Genomic DNA, 16,889 nt, shown 5'->3' with positions numbered 1-16,889 from the left:
TCAGGAGAACACGATGACACAACCTGTTTCGCGCAAATGGTGGCTGGCGCTGAGTATCGCGGCAGCCCTGGCAAGCGCCCCCGCTTTTGCCGCTAAAGATGTGGTGGTGGCGGTCGGGTCTAACTTCACGACGCTCGATCCCTATGACGCCAACGACACCCTGTCGCAGGCGGTGGCGAAGTCCTTTTATCAAGGCCTGTTCGGCCTTGATAAAGAGATGAAGCTGCAAAACGTGCTTGCCGAGAGCTATACCGTGTCACCAGATGGCCTGGTGTATACCATCAAGCTGCACAGCGGGGTGAAATTCCAGGATGGTACCGACTTTAACGCCGAGGCGGTCAAGGCGAACCTCGACCGCGCGAGTAACCCGGATAACCATCTCAAGCGCTATAACCTGTATAAAAATATCGCCAGCACCGAAGCGGTCGATCCGACCACGGTGAAAATTACCCTGAAGCAACCCTTCTCGGCGTTTATAAACATTCTCGCCCATCCGGCGACGGCGATGATTTCGCCGGCGGCGCTGAAAAAATATGGCAAGGATATTGGCTTCCATCCGGTGGGTACCGGGCCGTATAAGCTCGACACCTGGAACCAGACAGATTTCGTGAAGGTCAGCAAGTTCGATGGCTACTGGCAGCCGGGCCTGCCGAAGCTGGACTCCATCACCTGGCGTCCGGTGGTCGATAACAATACCCGGGCGGCGATGCTGCAGACCGGCGAGGCGCAGTTTGCTTTCCCGATCCCTTACGAACAGGCGCCGCTGCTGGCGAAAAACAGCAAACTGGAGCTGGTGGCCAGCCCGTCGATCATGCAGCGCTACATTAGCATGAACGTCACGCAGAAGCCGTTCGATAATCCGAAGGTGCGTGAAGCTATCAACTATGCGATTAACCGTCAGGCGCTGGTGAAGGTAGCGTTCGCCGGATACGCCACCCCGGCGACCGGAGTGGTGCCGCCGTCGATCGCCTATGCCCAGACCTACACCGCCTGGCCCTACGATCCGGCGAAAGCGCGCCAGCTGCTGAAAGAGGCGGGCTACCCTAACGGTTTCAGCACCACGCTGTGGTCATCTCATAACCACAGCACTGCGCAGAAAGTGCTGCAGTTCACCCAGCAGCAGCTGGCGCAGGTGGGGATTAAGGCGCAGGTGACGGCGATGGACGCCGGCCAGCGGGCGGCGGAAGTGGAAGGTAAAGGGCAGAAAGAGAGCGGGGTACGGATGTTCTATACCGGCTGGTCCGCCTCCACCGGGGAAGCCGACTGGGCGCTGTCGCCGCTGTTCGCCTCGCAAAACTGGCCGCCGACCCTGTTTAATACCGCGTTTTACAGCAATCCGCAGGTAGATAACGCGCTGAGCGAGGCGCTGAAAACCACCGACCCGCAAGAGAAAACCAAACTCTATAAAGAGGCACAGGATATTATCTGGAAAGAGTCGCCGTGGGTGCCGCTGGTGGTCGAGAAACTGGTCTCCGCCCACAGCAAGAACCTCACCGGTTTCTATATCCAGCCGGATACCGGCTTTAGCTTCGAACAGGCGGACCTGACGCCGTGATCATGTTCATCTTCATGCGTCCTCTCTCCCGGAATGGGAGGGAGCGATGCTGAATTATGTGATTAAGCGCCTGCTGGGACTGATCCCCACTCTGCTTATCGTCGCGGTGCTGGTGTTTTTGTTTGTGCATATGCTGCCCGGTGACCCGGCGCGGCTGATTGCCGGACCGGAGGCTGATGCCCAGGTGGTGGCGATGGTGCGTCAGCAGTTGGGGCTTGACCAGCCGCTGCATGTCCAGTTCTGGCACTATATCACCAACGTACTGCGCGGTGATTTTGGCATTTCCATGGCCTCGCGGCGCCCCGTTGCCAGTGAGATAGCCAGCCGCTTTATGCCGACGCTGTGGCTGACGCTGGCCAGCATGAGCTGGGCGGTACTGTTCGGGATGGCGGCGGGGATCGCGGCCGCGGTGTGGCGTAATCGCTGGCCCGACCGTCTGGGAATGGCGCTGGCGGTGAGCGGCATTTCGTTTCCGGCTTTTGCTCTCGGCATGCTGCTGATGCAGGTGTTTTCGGTTGAGCTGGGCTGGCTGCCGACGGTGGGGGCCGACAGCTGGCGGCACTATATTTTGCCGTCGTTGACCCTTGGCGCGGCGGTGGCGGCGGTCATGGCGCGCTTTACCCGCGCGTCTTTCGTTGATGTGTTGCATGAAGACTATATGCGTACCGCGCGGGCGAAAGGGGTGAGCGAAACGTGGGTGGTGCTCAAGCATGGCCTGCGCAATGCGATGATCCCGGTGGTGACCATGATGGGGCTGCAGTTTGGTTTTCTGCTCGGCGGGTCGATCGTCGTGGAAAAGGTGTTTAACTGGCCGGGGCTGGGCCGACTGTTGGTCGATTCGGTGGAGATGCGCGATTACCCGGTGATTCAGGCGGAAGTATTGCTCTTTTCGCTGGAGTTTATTCTTATCAATTTAGTGGTGGATGTGCTGTACGCGGCCATAAACCCAGCTATCAGGTATAAGTAAGGTGCGATTGCTTAACTGGAGAAGGCAGGCGGCGCTGAACGCCATGCCGGGTATCAAACCCGGCGAGATCCATACCCCATGGCATGAGTTCTGGCGACGCTTTCGTCGCCAGCCGGTGGCGATGGGCGCCGGTATTTTCGTGCTATTGCTGATTGTGATAGCCGTCATTGCCCCCTGGATAGCGCCGTACGATGCGGAAAATTATTTCGACTATGACCGGCTTAACGAGGGGCCTTCGCTGGTGCACTGGTTCGGTGTCGACTCCCTGGGACGCGATATCTTCAGCCGGGTGCTGGTCGGGGCGCAGATCTCGCTGGCTGCCGGGGTACTGGCGGTGCTGATTGGCGCGGCCATCGGCACGGTGCTGGGGCTGCTGGCCGGGTACTATGAGGGCTGGTGGGACCGGCTCATTATGCGACTTTGCGACGTGCTGTTCGCTTTTCCGGGGATCCTGCTGGCGATTGCGGTGGTCGCCGTCATGGGCAGCGGGATGGCCAACGTGATCATCGCCGTGGCGATCTTCTCGATCCCGGCGTTTGCCCGTCTGGTGCGCGGCAATACGCTGGTTCTGAAGCAGCAGACCTTTATTGAATCGGCGCGCAGCATCGGCGCCAGCGACGCCACCATTCTCTTCAACCACATCCTGCCGGGGACGGTGTCGTCGATCGTGGTTTATTTCACCATGCGCATTGGGGTATCGATTATTTCGGCGGCCAGCCTGTCTTTTCTCGGCCTTGGCGCGCAGCCGCCCACCCCGGAGTGGGGCGCGATGCTTAACGAGGCGCGGGCGGATATGGTGATGTCCCCGCATGTGGCGCTGTTTCCTGCGGTGGCGATATTCGTGACTGTGCTGGCGTTTAATCTGCTGGGCGATGGCCTGCGCGATGCGCTGGATCCGAAGTTAAAGGGGTAGGGCGAGGGAAAGCACCGCCGTGCGGCCCTTTATGTTATTTGTGGCTTCAGCGTAGTTTGCGCTCCCGGTTAATCGCCTGCGTTATGCCTCTCATGGCGCAGGGAGCGGCGGAAACGACTGCCGGACGGTTCCCTCTCCCTCCGGGAGAGGGCCAGGGTGAGGGGGAGCACTTGCAGTGTGGTTGTTTATGTTATCTGTGGCTTCAGCGTAGTTTGCGCTCCCGGTTAATCGCCTGCGTTATGCTTCTCATGGCGCAGGGAGCGGCCAGTCGCCGCCGCCCTCTGTACCCCCGGGATTCGGCCAGCACCGGCAGTTTCAGCGGCCCCATGTCCGGGGGCGATTCACATATTGGGTCTGGACCTCGTAGGCCGGGTAAGCGTAGCGCCACCCGGCAAAATAACGGTGTAACAGGGTTGCCAGGGAGGTAATCAATGCTTGCTGGCGACGCTGCGCCTGGGGGGATGAGCCTACGGGAGGACCCCGTAGGCTGGGGAATGCGATAAGCCGCTATCCGGATAGTTGGACTAGACCCGGGTACCCCACAGGTCGTATTCGTCGGCATGCTCGACTTTCACCCGCACCACGTCGCCCGGCTTAACGCGGGTTTCGCCGTTCAGATACACCGCGCCGTCGATTTCCGGAGCGTCGGCCATGCTGCGGCCAATCGCGCCTTCTTCATCAACTTCATCTACCAGCACCAGAATTTCGCGGCCCACTTTTTCCTGCAGGCGCTCGGCAGAGATCTGCTGCTGCAGCTGCATAAAGCGGTTCCAGCGCTCTTCTTTCACCTCTTCCGGCACCTGATCCGCCAGCTCATTGGCGGTAGCGCCTTCAACCGGGCTGTATTTGAAGCAACCGACGCGGTCGAGACGCGCCTCTTTCAGGAAGTCGAGCAGCATCTGGAAATCTTCTTCCGTTTCGCCCGGGAAGCCCACGATAAAGGTGGAGCGCAGGGTCAGATCCGGGCAAATTTCACGCCACTGCTTAATGCGTGCCAGCTGGCGGTCTGCAGATCCTGGACGCTTCATCAGCTTCAGAATACGCGGGCTGGCGTGCTGCAGCGGAATATCGAGGTACGGCAGAATTTTGCCTTCCGCCATCAGCGGGATCACATCGTCAACGTGTGGGTACGGATAGACATAGTGCAGGCGCACCCAGATGCCGAGCTTCGCCAGCTCTTCGCACAGACTGACCATGCTGGTCTTCACCGGCATACCGTTGTGGAAGCCGGTGCGGTGCTTAACGTCGACGCCGTAGGCAGAGGTGTCCTGCGAAATCACCAGCAGCTCTTTCACGCCGGCGTCAGCGAGGCGTTTGGCTTCCGCCAGCACTTCGCCAATTGGACGGCTCACCAGATCGCCGCGCATGGACGGAATAATGCAGAAGGTACAGCGATGGTTGCAGCCTTCGGAAATTTTTAAGTAGGCATAGTGACGCGGGGTCAGCTTAACGCCCTGTTCCGGCACCAGGCTCAGGAATGGGTTGTGCTTCGGCTTCGGCGTATAGTGGTGGACGTGCTCCAGCACCTGCTCATAGCTGTGCGGACCGGTGATCTCCAGCACCTTCGGGTGAACTTCGCGGATCTGATCCTCTTTCGCGCCGAGACAGCCGGTGACGATCACCTTGCCATTCTCTTTCAACGCTTCGCCAATCGCTTCCAGCGATTCCTGCACAGCGCTATCAATAAAGCCGCAGGTGTTAACGATCACCATATCGGCGTTGTCGTAAGTCGGTACGACGTCATAACCTTCGGTGCGCAGTTCGGTCAGGATACGCTCTGAGTCCACGAGGTTTTTCGGGCAGCCCAGGGAGACGAAGCCGATTTTCGGCTGGTGCGTGACATTGCTCATAGCTTAAAAAGTGTTCAATTATTGGAATGGTCAGGGCAGGAATTCTACAGATCTTTGCGAAAAAGAGTATAGCTCCGTCGCGGTTAATGGTGAAAAAGCGCTCGGATAAGGAGTGCGTGGGCTTCAGCGCCGGGTCAAAACCGCCATTCCTGATAAAAACGCCCGTCATTTACGTTGTAATCTACAAAATGATAACAATTTCTTTACTAAATACCTCGATGACTGCGAGGAGAAGAGGCAAGGAAATGACACCAACAGGCTCCCCGGTGGCGATAGCCACCCTGCCATTCAGTAATCTGGAGATCCCCCCGCAGCCGCCGCAGATCCAACACTCTCTTGAGCAGGGGAATGTGCTCTATCTGCCGCAGCTGGCGTTTTCATTAACCGCTGCGGAGCAGGCGTTGCTGACCCCTGAGCTGGTTGCGCCGCGGCGCAAGAATATCAGCTATCAACCCGACACCCGCACGCTCAGAGGTGTGGCGGATAAGCAGAAAACGGCTGCCGTCGCCCGGCTGATGGCGCGTTACCACCAGATGACGCTGCAGCTGATAGACGCGTTATTGCCAGGCTATGGCGAGGCGCTGCACCATCCGCAAACCAGCCTGCGCCTGCATCCCATCACCGCCTGGCGGGAAACGACTTCCTGGCGCAAAGATGACTCCCGCCTGCATGTAGATGCTTTTCCGTCGCGACCGGTCAATGGCGACCGTATTTTGCGCATCTTTTGCAACATTCACCCCCGCGGTGAACCGCGAACCTGGCGGACAGGTGAGCATTTCGATACCCTCGCGGCGCGCTTTCTGCCGCAGCTGAAACGTTGGTCGCCGCTAGGCGCCTGGCTGCAGGCCGCGCTCGGGATCACCAAAACCCGGCGTAGCCATTACGATCATTTGATGTTGGCCCTGCACGATGCGATGAAAAGCGCCCCTGAGTACCAACGACAGGGGGCGCAGCAGGAGATCGACTTTGCCGCCGGCAGCACCTGGATCTGCTTTTCCGATCAGACCCCTCACGCCGCGATGCGCGGCCAGTATCTGCTTGAGCAGACCTTTCTGTTACCAGTGAAAGCGATGAGTCACCCGCAGCTCTCGCCGCTGCGGGTGCTGGAAACGCTCCTGCAAAAGCCGTTAGTCGCGCGCAATGTGTAGCGCCCGGCGCGGCGGTTGGGCGGGAGGCTTATTGCGCCGTCGTCACGGCCCTGGAGGGCGTGGCGCCGGGTTTTTTCGGTTCGCGCTTATCCTGCAGCGTGAAGATAGAGATCAGGGTAAAGAGCCCGGCGATCCCCCCGAGGATCAGATAGGTGTTGGCGAAGCCAATGGTATCGTACAGATAGCCTGCTAGTGGAGAGTAAATGGCGGTGGCGATCGAGGCGACGAACAGCACCAGCAAATAGACCGTTGAAGAGAGCTTGTGGTCGAAGTTGGCGGCGATGAATTTAAAGACCGATACCAGAATCAACGGTTTCTCCAGAGCATGCATCATTTTCACCGCGCCAATCCACACCGGGCCGAGGGGCACGGCTGACCCGACAATACGTACTGACATGATCAGCCCGGCGATGATCAGCGCCCATTTGGCGCCGGTCCGGTTAACAAACCATGGCATCAGGCAGAGGAACAGGGTTTCGCCACAGACCTGGACAGAAGCGAGGATCCCATACCAGCGGTTGCCTTCCTCCGGCGTCGGGAACTGTAGCGAGAAGTACTGGGCAAACTGCTGATCGTAGGTATCGTAAATCTGAGTGACGAACAGGGTAAAGAGCAGCAGCATCCAGAACTGACCATTCTTCGCCAGCTCAAGGGCATGGGAGACCTTCAGCGATTCGCTTCGCGCCACATCGGCGTCGGTTAATTCGATTTTGGTCAGCATAAAACAGATGGCGGCGATGACGATGGCGAGGCTGGCGAGCCAGAAAGCCAGATTAGGATTGCTGTCGATATATTTACCCACAATCCAGGCCGCCGCTGCCCAGCCTAACGAGCCCCACATCCGCACCCGACCATATTCGAACTGGTAGCGCCGGGAAATCTTATCGATGTAAGAGTCGATTACCCCACAGCCAGAGTTAAAGATAATCCCCAGATAGATCCCCCCCAGCAGCGCGCCAAACCAAAAGTTATGTACCAACAGCGGCGCGTAAACATAGATAAAGAAGGGACCTATCGGCAGAAGCAGGGCGATCAGCAGCCAGATAAGGCGTTTTTTCAGGCCGAACTTATCGGAAATGTAGCCGAAGAAAGGCTGCATCAGCAGGGCGATAAAAGCATTGACCGAGTAAAGCAGGCCGGTCTTCGTGGCGCTGATACCAAGATGCTGGGTGGTCCAGATGACAAAGAAAGCCATGGTCGACGACCAGGCGAACAGGTAGAGGAAATCGAAAAGACTCAACAGCAGGTAGTTTCTTTTACCGGACGTCATGGTTCAGTTCCTTGCAACGAGCAGAGAGATTATCAGCGATCCACGGTGCGCGTTCGCTGTTTTTCTTAAATGTTATACGTATTACATTAATGATTTGTTATGGCATCTGGATTGCCGATGGTGCAACAGGATTTGTAAGGTATTGTGATCTTTGTTGCACTATTCCTGTCTTTATTTACCATTTTCCATTTAATAATTTCTTTATGAAATTAATTGTGATCGTATAACATAATTCTTGTTATATACCCTACAATGCGATGAAGTTGCCGCATTGTAAATGATGTTAAAGTCCTGGGGATTATTGACCTGGCGCATCATTTTGAACAAAAAATAACCGTATTATGAAAAGGGTGAAGGACGACAGAGGAGGAAACGTGATGACCGTTGACAGACTATACCGCCACCTTTTGCAGAAGCTCATCAATGCCAATATCGATATTGATGCCTATCTGCAGCTGCGAAAGGCCAAAGGCTATATGTCAGTCAGCGAAAATGACCATCTGCGTGATAATTTGTTTGAGCTATGCCGCGAAATGCGTGCGCAGGCGCCGCGTCTGCAGAATGCCATTTCACCGGAGGAGAGGGATACCCTTCGACTGGCCGGCGAGTCCATCGCCGCCGCTGCACTATGCCTGATGAGTGGGCATCATGATTGTCCGCTATACATCGCTGTTAACGTAGAGAAGCTAGAACGCTGTCTGACGGGATTGACTTCAAATATTCATAAACTGAATAAATTGGCGCCAATCACCCATGCCTGATCGGCTGCAACCCAGGGGAAGTGGACGCTTCCCCTGTTAAAGGTTATGTAAAAATCCCCGCGCATATTTCCCCGCTGGCTACCCTTTAGCGCAGAGCTGACGAAAGGAGAATGCCATGCGTCCGATCCCGCTGCTGTTGATATTGAGCGCCTTAGCGCTGCCAGCCCTGAGCCAGGCTGCGGTACGGGTGGAGGTATTGCAAAACCGGCTGGCCCATCCGTGGGGCCTGGCGTTTCTCCCTGACGATCAGAGCATGTTGATTACCCTGCGCGGCGGCGAGCTCAAGCGCTGGCAACCCGGTAAAGGCCTGTCGGCGCCGATATCCGGCGTGCCGCAGGTGTGGGCCAACGGCCAGGGCGGCCTACTGGACGTTGCGCTGGCGCCGGATTTCGCCCAGTCGCGGCGGGTGTGGCTAAGCTATGCGGAAAGGGACGCCAGCGGTAAGGCGGGCACCGCAGTGGGCTACGGGCAGTTGAACCCGGATGCCACGCAGCTGACGAACTTTACCGTAGTGTTTCGCCAGCAGCCGAAGCTCTCCATCGGCAATCATTTCGGCGGCAGGCTGGTGTTCGACGGCAAAGGATATTTGTTTATCGGTCTGGGAGAAAATAATCAGCGCGCCACCGCTCAGGATCTCGGCAAGCTGCAGGGAAAAGTGGTCCGCCTGACGGAGACCGGGGGCATTCCGCCGGATAATCCCTTTGCTGGCCGAGCCGACGTGAGGCCGGAGATCTGGGCCTACGGCATCCGCAACCCGCAGGGGATGGCGATGAATCCGTGGAGCGGGGCGCTGTGGCTGAACGAGCATGGCCCGCGCGGCGGAGATGAAATTAATATTCCGCAGGCGGGTAAAAATTACGGCTGGCCGCTGGCGACGCACGGCATTAACTACAGCGGTCAGCCGATCCCGGAGGCGAAGGGCAAAATGGTACCGGGGACCGAGCCTCCCCTGTATGTCTGGCCGGTCTCACCCGGGGTGAGCGGGATGGCCTTTTACGCGGCGCAGACCTTTCCTCAGTGGCAGCATAAGCTGTTTATCGGCGCGCTGAAGGAGACATCGCTAATTGTCCTGGCGGTGGACGGCAATCAGGTCCGCGAGGAGGAGCGCCTGCTGGAGGCGCGCGGGAAACGCATCCGCGACGTTCGCGTGGGACCCGACGGCTATCTGTACGTCTTAACCGACGAGTCTAACGGCGAGCTATTGCGGTTGAGTCCGGAGACTTAACCTCAGGTCACCGGGATCTGCACTACTTCGCGCCAGGCAGGGCGTTGGCTAATCTGCTGATACCAGCGCTGCAGATGGGGCCGAGGTTGCCAGCTATCGAGGATCGACAACAGATTGTAGACGAAGGGAGCGACAGCAATATCGCCAAGGCCGAACTGTTCGCCGGAGAGCCACGGCATTTTGGCCAGTTCGTCATCAAGCATGGCGAACAGCGATTCACAGGCGCTGATCCCCGCGGCGATGACCGCCGGGTCACGTTGCTCCGGCGGCGTCCTGACCAGACCCATTAACACCGGGCGATGGGCGGGAGAGAGCGTGCCGTTGGACCAGTCCATCCACTTTTCCCCTTGCGCGCGCTGCGCCGGCGCGGCCAGCCACAGGCGGTCAACGCCGTACTGGGCGGCAAGATAGCGAATAATGGTATTTGATTCCCACAACACCACCCCGGTGGCATCGTCCTTTAACAGCGGCACCAGCCCGTTCGGGTTCATCGCCAGATATTCCGGGTCATGATTGAGACCAAACTCCAGCCCGGCGAGGATCTGCTGATAAGGCAGTTCCAACTCCTCCAGCACCCAGCGTACTTTCTTCACGTTGGTCGAGTTATTACGTCCCCACAGTGTAATCATTTTCGCTCCTGAGTTTGTTTCACTGCCGTTGCAGCGCGATCGGCGATCATGTTGGGATAAAGTTAATATTTAGGCAATCGCGATCAAAAAAATTGTTCTGATTAAAGCACAGCGGCATGTTATTGCGTAAACTTTAAAAACTTTACCAACTCGCTGTTTCTTTAAGGTCATTTGTACGCTTTACTCACCGGTTGCTGCGGCGCGGTCAGAGTGGTGCGGCATATTTTGTTTGGAAAGGATACTTGGGTGGCTCTTATGATGCATGACGCTTTTTCCCTTCGCGGCCTCGCGGCAGGTTGCGCGCTATTATTTCTTGTCGCACCTGCGGTGCAGGCTGCAGAACAACTCCCCGACGCCCCTTCAATTGACGCTCGTGCCTGGATCCTGATGGACTATGCCAGCGGGAAGGTGCTCAGCGAAGGCAATGCCGATGAAAAACTCGACCCGGCCAGTCTGACGAAGATTATGACCAGCTACGTGGTGGGGCAGGCGATAAAGGCGGGAAAAATCAAACTGACCGATATGGTGACCGTTGGGCGCGATGCCTGGGCGACCGGCAACCCGGCGCTGCGCGGCTCATCGGTGATGTTCCTCAAGCCTGGCATGCAGGTTTCCGTAGAAGATCTGAATAAAGGGGTCATCATTCAGTCCGGGAACGACGCCAGCATTGCGATTGCTGACTACGTGGCGGGCAGCCAGGATGCTTTCGTCAGCCTGATGAACGGCTACGCCAAAAAAATGGGGCTGACCAACACCACCTTTATGACCGTCCACGGCCTTGATGCGCCGGGGCAGTTCAGTACCGCCCGCGATATGGCGCTGCTGACCAAAGCGATGATCCACGACGTACCGGAAGAGTACGCGGTACATAAAGAAAAAGAGTTCACCTTCAATAAAATTCGTCAGCCGAACCGCAACCGTCTGCTGTGGAGCACCAACCTCAACGCCGATGGCGTGAAAACCGGGACCACCGCCGGGGCTGGCTATAACCTCGTCTCCTCGGCCACTCAGGGCGATATGCGTCTGATCGCCGTGGTGCTGGGGACCAAAACCGACCGCATTCGCTTTAACGAGTCAGAAAAACTACTGACCTGGGGCTTCCGCTTCTATGAAACCGTGACGCCGATTAAACCAGATGCCACCTTCGTTACCCAGCGCGTGTGGTTTGGCGACAGCAGCGAAGCGAAACTGGGGGCCGGTGAGGCGGGCTCTATCACCCTGCCGAAGGGCCAGCTGAAGAACCTGAAAGCCAGCTACACCTTAAATCAGCCGCAGCTCACCGCGCCGCTGGAGAAGGGGCAGGTGGTCGGGACTATCGACTTTAAGCTGAATGATAAAACCATCGAGCAGCGGCCGCTGATCGTCATGGAGCCGGTGAAAGAGGGCGGCTTCTTCAGCCGGATGATCGACTTCGTGCTGATGAAACTGCACGGCTGGTTCGGCAGCTGGTTCTCCTGATGCCATGCCCGCGCCCTGCGGGGCACGGGCAGTCTTCAATACAACAGAGAGATCTGTTGCGTCTTCGCCAGCGCCACCAGCTCGTCATCCGGGCAGATGTCGCTGGCAATCACGTCAAATTTTGCTAACGCCCCCATGCGCGCCGGACGCACTTTGCCAAACTTGCTGTGGTCGACCACCAGCACGTGGTAGCGCGCATGACGCATCGCCCAGTGCTTAACCGGCAGCTCCTCCAGGTTATAGCAGGTTGCCCCCTGCTCGCAGTCAATGCCTGCCGCCGAGTAAAAGGCGATGTCGGGGCTCAGATGGCTGAGGGTATCCTCAAGGCTCAGCGGCATAAAAATCGCGTTGCTGGCATGAAACTCCCCACCGCACAGGACCGCGCGGCACTGCGGTTTTTCCTGCAGTGCCAGAAAAGTATTCAGGGAGTAGCAGACGCCGGTGAAGGGCAGGGCATCGTCAATGGCGTCAATGATCCACGGCGTGGTGGTCCCGCAGTCGAAGAAGGCCATCTGATGGGCCTCCAGCAGCGCGGCTGCATGGCGAGCGGCACGGCGTTTTTCCTCGACCAGCCGGGTTTTTTGATCGCTGAGGAGGTAATGGGTGGCGCTGCGCGGCTCCAGCACAATGTATCCGCCGAGCAGCACAACCGGGCCGCTATGGCCATTGAGATCGCGACGAATGGTCATTTCCGAAACCCCAAGCAGGGAAGCGGCTTCTTTCAGATGTAGCTTATCGCTGCGTTTGAGTGCCTGAATGAGCTGACTAATACGTTCGTCACGGCGAGTTTCCATATTCCCTCTGCGCTAAAATCGCCCTGCGGGGGCAGGGCGTTAGCGAGATTTTACCTGTCGCTTGCGGGTTAGTCACGCAGTGGCCGCAGCGACGGCTGGCGTTTAGCCGCGCACCCAGCCTTTACGGATCGGCAAGGAGAAGCAGAGGCGGTACAGCCGCTGCAGCTGACGGTATAGCGCCGGGCCGAACGTATGCCAGATCAGCGCCGCGCCAAGGCAGCCGCACATACCGGCCAGCAGGCCGCCGAGCATATCCAGCGGCCAGTGGACGCCAAGATAGACGCGGGACCAGGCGATGGCGCCTGCGATGGCCATCAGCAGGGCGCCTGACCACAGGCGATGCCAGAACAGGAAGGCCAGGGCAAAGGTAAAGCTGACGGTGCCATGGTCGCTGGGGAAGGAGTCGTCTGCCGCATGATGCAGGAAGTTATAGCCCACGCCGGCGACAAACGGCCGATCGTGCGGATAGAGGTGGCCGATCGCCCACGACACGGTCAGGCTGAGAATCAGCGCCAGCATCAGCTTAAACACCATCTGCCGCTGGGCAGGCCCCCACAGCCACAACGCCACCACCAGCAGGGGCACGATCAGAATCAAATCTTTAGCGATGAAGATCGCCACCTCAATGGCCCACTGCGGCGAGGCCGGTGTCGCGTTGAGCAGAGCGAACAGCGCATAGTTAATATTTTCCAGCATAGACTTCCAGGCTTGTTGGTCCGAGAGCAAATAAGCCGCTTACTCTAAAAAAAAGCAGCGCGGAGATAAAGCAGCATTGTCTTAAAAATCAGGTTGTTAAGGAATTTCGCACAGAAGTTTCAATGCTAACAACCTGAAAAGCGTCAGTATATCGTTTGTCACATTGCTGAAACATAAACGGAATATATACGCAGGCTGAATAGCCGGAGAGGGTTCGCACGCTGGCGCAGGGCGCGCAATATTGTGCGGTGTCACCCACAATTCACTATCTCCGCGCCGGGAGTTTCATTACACTTTGCGCGATTTTTGATAGATAAGAGATTTCATGCAAAATTATTCGCTTTCAGGCCGCCGCCTCGGAAGGCAGGCGCTGTTGTTCCCGCTATGTCTGGTGCTGTACGAGTTTTCCACTTATATCGGCAACGATATGATTCAGCCGGGCATGTTAGCCGTGGTGCAGGAATTTCAGGTGGGTAACGAATGGGTGCCTACCTCAATGACTGCCTATCTGGCTGGCGGTATGTTTTTACAGTGGCTGCTGGGGCCGCTGTCGGATCGTATTGGCCGCCGTCCGGTGATGTTGACCGGCGTAGTATGGTTTATCGTTACCTGCCTGGCGACGCTGCTGGCGCAGACCATTGAGCAGTTTACCCTGCTGCGCTTCCTGCAGGGGATCAGCCTGTGCTTTATCGGCGCGGTGGGCTATGCGGCAATCCAGGAGTCTTTTGAGGAGGCGGTGTGTATCAAAATCACCGCTCTGATGGCTAACGTGGCGCTGATTGCCCCGCTGCTGGGGCCGCTGGTGGGCGCCGCCTGGGTGCATATCCTGCCGTGGGAGATGATGTTTGTCCTGTTCGCCGTGCTGGCGGCCATCTCGTTCTTCGGCCTGCAGCGGGCGATGCCGGAGACCGCGACGCGGCTGGGCGAAAAGCTGTCGGTCAAAGAGCTGGGCCGCGACTATCGGCTGGTGCTGAAGAACCTGCGCTTCGTCGCCGGCGCGCTGGCCACCGGCTTTGTCAGCCTGCCGCTGCTGGCGTGGATTGCCCAGTCGCCGGTGATTATTATCAGCGGCGAACAGGCCACCAGCTATGAGTACGGCATGCTGCAGGTGCCGATTTTCGGCGCACTGATTGCCGGTAACCTGGTGCTGGCGCGCCTGACCTCGCGCCGGACCGTGCGCTCGCTGATTATCATGGGCGGCTGGCCGATCATGTTTGGTCTGATCCTCTCCGCAGCGGCGACCGTGGTTTCTTCCCACGCTTATCTGTGGATGACCGCTGGCCTGAGCTTTTACGCCTTCGGGATTGGCCTGGCGAACGCCGGTCTGGTGCGCTTAACGCTGTTCGCCAGCGAGATGAGTAAAGGCACGGTCTCGGCGGCGATGGGGATGCTGCAGATGCTGATCTTCACCGTCGGCATCGAGCTCAGCAAACATGCTTATGAGTTCGGGGGCAACGGCTTGTTCAGCCTGTTTAACCTGCTGGGCGGGGTACTGTGGCTGGGGCTGATGATCTACTTTCTCAAAGATAAAAGCGTCGGCAATTCGCAGCAGGGGTAGTTGTTTTCAACCCGGATGCGCTCGCATCCGGGTCTTATCAGGCGAACGGCGCTTCGCGATTTAATACCTTATCAATAATCTGCAGGACGCCTTCTTCGTTGTTGTGCGGCGCCTGATAGCGGGCGACGGCTTTGACGTCTTCCCGGGCGTTGGCCATGGCAAAGCCAAATCCAGCGTGCTGCAGCATTTCGATATCGTTGCCGCTGTCGCCGAACGCCACCACCTCATGATCCTCAATACCCCAGCGCTGCTGCAAAATGCGCAGCCCGTTGGCTTTGTGCACACCCGGGATAATTAAGTCGATGCTGCCGTAGCCGGTGGCCACCGCGGTAACCATGTCCCCCAGCGCCGTGTGCAGCTTCGGCTGAATTTCCGGGATCAGACTGTCCGGCACGTTGAGGCCAAATTTGAGGATGGTGTCATCAAGATGGTTAAAATCATCCACCAGTTCAAGGCGGTGATAATACTTCGCCGCCACCGTCTTCAGCGCGTCGTTATAACTGTTGAGAGTGTAGGCGCTGCGCTTCCCGCAGGCGATGATCTCGATATTCGGCAGGGTCTGCAGATGATCGACCACGGCATTGAAATGGTGAACCGGCAGCTGGCAGTTGAATACGTCTTCATTGCCGCTCACCACCCAGCCGCCGTTTTCCGCCACAAAGGCGATCTGATGGGCAATCTCCGGGAAAAAGGAGATCAACTGATAATACTGGTTGCCGCTGGCGACCACGAAGCGAATATTTTGCTCACGCATTCGCTGGTACTGGGCGAGGAAGCGCGGCCGGTTGTAAGTTTTGGCATCGCTTAAAAAGGTGCCGTCCATATCCACCGCAATCAGTTTTATGCTCATTAGCTGTTCTCCATAACGGGTTCAGATTGTGGCTTAGCCACCGCGCGGGCGACCAGCGCCGCCACCATCACCAGACCCAGCACCACCATCATGGCGCTGCGCAGGCCGAAGTGTTCGCCGAGGAAGCCCAGCAGCGGCGGCCCGACGAGGAAAGCGAGATAGCCGGTGATCGCCACCACGCTGACGCGCTTGGGCGCGTCCGGCCCGGTATCGCTGGCGGCGGAGATGGTCAATGGGAAGCCAAGCGAGGCGCCGATGCCCCACAGCAGTACCGAGATGCCCGCCACCCACGGGTTATCGACGAAAATGATCAGGCCTATGCCGAGGGCGCCCATCACTGCGCTGCCGCGGACCACAGCCACCCGGCTGTAGCGATCGATAAACCAGCCGCCGGTAAAGCGGCCCAGCGTCATGCCGAGGGTGAAACCGGCATAGATCAGGGAGCCGGAGGTGGGGCTAAAGCCGTGGCCATCCACCATCAGCAGCGGCAGCCAGTCGTTGGCCGAGCCTTCGGCAAAGGCCATCGCCAGGACAATAACGCCGATCAGCAGCAGTTGTGCGTCGCGCCATACCGGCAGACCCTTCGCCTCACCGTGGGCGGCTTCAGCGGCATTTTTACCGGTGCCATCGGGAATGGCGCGGATGGCGATGGCGATGGGCAGGATAGCCACCAGCGCAGCCGCCAGGATGTGCGGGGCGGCAGGCAGGCCGAATCCGGTCACTGCCATGCCCACCCCGGCGCCGAACAGAGTGCCGAAGCTGTAAAAGCCATGCATCATCGGCAGCACCGTTTTATTCATCTCCCGCTCGATGGCCGCGCCTTCGACGTTAATAGCGACTTCTGCCGAGCCAAAGCTGGCGCCAAAGATGGCCAGACCGAAGGCGAACAGCGGGGCGGAAGAGACCCACAGCGCCAGGCTGAGCACCAGCATGCCAAGTACGGCGAAGGACATGGTGGTGCGGATGACCTTGCGGGTACCAAAGCGCTTCACCAGCCACGCTGAGCAGAGAATACCGCTCATCGACCCCACCGACAGACCAAACAGCACCACGCCCATCTCTGCCGTGGATAGCGCCAGCAGATCGCGGATCGCCGGCGTGCGGGTGGCCCAGGAGGCCATTAACAAGCCCGGGATGAAAAAGAACATAAACAGCGCCCACAGCCGAAGCTGCAGCGCTCTGCGCGAGGATTGCGTCGTCATCCGTAAACGCCTT

The 16,889-nt window shown here is 58.1% G+C and carries 15 protein-coding genes; 8 read left to right on the top strand and 7 right to left on the bottom strand.

Going from position 1 to position 16,889, the window contains the following annotated elements:
• The first annotated feature begins 13 nt into the window (after window positions 1–13).
• The 3 genes from gsiB to gsiD are packed head-to-tail and all read left to right on the top strand — an operon-like array spanning window position 14 to window position 3,435.
• A complete protein-coding gene (gene gsiB / locus LGL98_RS16970) occupies window positions 14–1,555 on the top strand; it encodes a glutathione ABC transporter substrate-binding protein GsiB (protein WP_004176731.1) in 1,542 nt (513 codons plus the stop codon).
• Window positions 1,556–1,601: 46 nt separating this feature from the next.
• Window positions 1,602–2,522, top strand: coding sequence for a glutathione ABC transporter permease GsiC (gsiC, locus tag LGL98_RS16965; RefSeq protein ID WP_136029532.1), 921 nt, complete (start codon window positions 1,602–1,604; stop codon window positions 2,520–2,522).
• 1 nt (window position 2,523) lies between these two features.
• Window positions 2,524–3,435, top strand: coding sequence for a glutathione ABC transporter permease GsiD (gsiD, locus tag LGL98_RS16960; protein ID WP_136029530.1), 912 nt, complete (start codon window positions 2,524–2,526; stop codon window positions 3,433–3,435).
• A gap of 524 nt (window positions 3,436–3,959) precedes the next feature.
• On the opposite strand, the gene rimO is transcribed toward gsiD, so the two are convergent.
• A complete protein-coding gene (rimO, locus tag LGL98_RS16955; RefSeq protein WP_004141985.1) occupies window positions 3,960–5,285 on the bottom strand; it encodes a 30S ribosomal protein S12 methylthiotransferase RimO in 1,326 nt (441 codons plus the stop codon).
• Between the two features lie 245 nt (window positions 5,286–5,530).
• Here rimO and kdoO point away from each other — a divergent pair, with 245 nt between their 5' ends.
• A complete protein-coding gene (kdoO, locus tag LGL98_RS16950; protein WP_136029529.1) occupies window positions 5,531–6,433 on the top strand; it encodes a Kdo hydroxylase KdoO in 903 nt (300 codons plus the stop codon).
• A 28-nt stretch (window positions 6,434–6,461) separates the two neighbouring features.
• Here kdoO and LGL98_RS16945 read toward each other — a convergent pair whose 3' ends face one another.
• Complete coding sequence (locus LGL98_RS16945) at window positions 6,462–7,703, bottom strand: oligosaccharide MFS transporter (RefSeq protein WP_136029527.1); 1,242 nt, start codon at window positions 7,701–7,703, stop codon at window positions 6,462–6,464.
• Window positions 7,704–8,080: 377 nt separating this feature from the next.
• On the opposite strand from LGL98_RS16945, the gene bssR reads away from it, so the two are divergent.
• Together bssR and LGL98_RS16935 are read left to right on the top strand one after the other, a co-directional pair.
• Complete coding sequence (bssR, locus tag LGL98_RS16940; protein ID WP_136029682.1) at window positions 8,081–8,464, top strand: biofilm formation regulator BssR; 384 nt, start codon at window positions 8,081–8,083, stop codon at window positions 8,462–8,464.
• A gap of 115 nt (window positions 8,465–8,579) precedes the next feature.
• The gene (locus LGL98_RS16935) at window positions 8,580–9,689 is read left to right on the top strand and encodes a PQQ-dependent sugar dehydrogenase (protein WP_136029525.1); all 1,110 of its coding nucleotides are present in this window, start codon (window positions 8,580–8,582) and stop codon (window positions 9,687–9,689) included.
• Window positions 9,690–9,691: 2 nt separating this feature from the next.
• Here the strand turns inward: LGL98_RS16935 and LGL98_RS16930 are convergent, their stop codons facing one another.
• Entirely contained in the window at window positions 9,692–10,318 is a 627-nt protein-coding gene (locus LGL98_RS16930; protein ID WP_136029523.1) for a glutathione S-transferase family protein, read from the bottom strand.
• A gap of 255 nt (window positions 10,319–10,573) precedes the next feature.
• Here LGL98_RS16930 and dacC point away from each other — a divergent pair, with 255 nt between their 5' ends.
• Complete coding sequence (dacC, locus tag LGL98_RS16925; protein ID WP_004201290.1) at window positions 10,574–11,776, top strand: serine-type D-Ala-D-Ala carboxypeptidase; 1,203 nt, start codon at window positions 10,574–10,576, stop codon at window positions 11,774–11,776.
• 35 nt (window positions 11,777–11,811) lie between these two features.
• Here the strand turns inward: dacC and deoR are convergent, their stop codons facing one another.
• Window positions 11,812–12,570 (bottom strand): DNA-binding transcriptional repressor DeoR, encoded by a 759-nt coding sequence (gene deoR, locus LGL98_RS16920; RefSeq protein WP_136029521.1) that lies wholly within the window; start codon window positions 12,568–12,570, stop codon window positions 11,812–11,814.
• Window positions 12,571–12,672: 102 nt separating this feature from the next.
• Window positions 12,673–13,266, bottom strand: a complete 594-nt coding sequence (ybjG, locus tag LGL98_RS16915; RefSeq protein WP_136029519.1) for an undecaprenyl-diphosphate phosphatase — start codon at window positions 13,264–13,266, stop codon at window positions 12,673–12,675.
• A gap of 325 nt (window positions 13,267–13,591) precedes the next feature.
• Between ybjG and kdeA the strand changes: the two genes are divergently transcribed.
• The gene (gene kdeA / locus LGL98_RS16910; RefSeq protein ID WP_136029517.1) at window positions 13,592–14,824 is read left to right on the top strand and encodes a multidrug efflux MFS transporter KdeA; all 1,233 of its coding nucleotides are present in this window, start codon (window positions 13,592–13,594) and stop codon (window positions 14,822–14,824) included.
• Between the two features lie 37 nt (window positions 14,825–14,861).
• Here the strand turns inward: kdeA and LGL98_RS16905 are convergent, their stop codons facing one another.
• A complete protein-coding gene (locus LGL98_RS16905) occupies window positions 14,862–15,674 on the bottom strand; it encodes a Cof-type HAD-IIB family hydrolase (RefSeq protein WP_136029515.1) in 813 nt (270 codons plus the stop codon).
• Complete coding sequence (locus tag LGL98_RS16900; RefSeq protein ID WP_136029513.1) at window positions 15,674–16,876, bottom strand: MFS transporter; 1,203 nt, start codon at window positions 16,874–16,876, stop codon at window positions 15,674–15,676. Before LGL98_RS16900 ends, LGL98_RS16905 begins: the two co-directional genes overlap by 1 nt.
• Between the last annotated feature and the right edge of the window lie 13 nt (window positions 16,877–16,889).

It is taken from the genome of Klebsiella africana, assembly GCF_020526085.1.
Taxonomy (GTDB): Bacteria; Pseudomonadota; Gammaproteobacteria; order Enterobacterales; family Enterobacteriaceae; genus Klebsiella; species Klebsiella africana.
Note: the sequence above shows the minus strand (reverse complement) of the source record. Positions and strands in the feature narration are given on the sequence as shown.

What these genes read in the sequence shown, in the direction of transcription:
- bssR (WP_136029682.1), top strand. Translation starts at nt 8,081, where the DNA reads ATGACCGTTGACAGACTATACCGCCACCTTTTGCAGAAGCTCATCAAT.
- gsiC (WP_136029532.1), top strand. Translation starts at nt 1,602, where the DNA reads ATGCTGAATTATGTGATTAAGCGCCTGCTGGGACTGATCCCCACTCTG.
- ybjG (WP_136029519.1), bottom strand. Translation starts at nt 13,266, where the DNA reads ATGCTGGAAAATATTAACTATGCGCTGTTCGCTCTGCTCAACGCGACA.
- kdeA (WP_136029517.1), top strand. Translation starts at nt 13,592, where the DNA reads ATGCAAAATTATTCGCTTTCAGGCCGCCGCCTCGGAAGGCAGGCGCTG.
- LGL98_RS16945 (WP_136029527.1), bottom strand. Translation starts at nt 7,703, where the DNA reads ATGACGTCCGGTAAAAGAAACTACCTGCTGTTGAGTCTTTTCGATTTC.
- deoR (WP_136029521.1), bottom strand. Translation starts at nt 12,570, where the DNA reads ATGGAAACTCGCCGTGACGAACGTATTAGTCAGCTCATTCAGGCACTC.
- gsiB (WP_004176731.1), top strand. Translation starts at nt 14, where the DNA reads ATGACACAACCTGTTTCGCGCAAATGGTGGCTGGCGCTGAGTATCGCG.
- LGL98_RS16935 (WP_136029525.1), top strand. Translation starts at nt 8,580, where the DNA reads ATGCGTCCGATCCCGCTGCTGTTGATATTGAGCGCCTTAGCGCTGCCA.
- LGL98_RS16900 (WP_136029513.1), bottom strand. Translation starts at nt 16,876, where the DNA reads ATGACGACGCAATCCTCGCGCAGAGCGCTGCAGCTTCGGCTGTGGGCG.
- LGL98_RS16930 (WP_136029523.1), bottom strand. Translation starts at nt 10,318, where the DNA reads ATGATTACACTGTGGGGACGTAATAACTCGACCAACGTGAAGAAAGTA.
- LGL98_RS16905 (WP_136029515.1), bottom strand. Translation starts at nt 15,674, where the DNA reads ATGAGCATAAAACTGATTGCGGTGGATATGGACGGCACCTTTTTAAGC.
- kdoO (WP_136029529.1), top strand. Translation starts at nt 5,531, where the DNA reads ATGACACCAACAGGCTCCCCGGTGGCGATAGCCACCCTGCCATTCAGT.
- dacC (WP_004201290.1), top strand. Translation starts at nt 10,574, where the DNA reads ATGATGCATGACGCTTTTTCCCTTCGCGGCCTCGCGGCAGGTTGCGCG.
- rimO (WP_004141985.1), bottom strand. Translation starts at nt 5,285, where the DNA reads ATGAGCAATGTCACGCACCAGCCGAAAATCGGCTTCGTCTCCCTGGGC.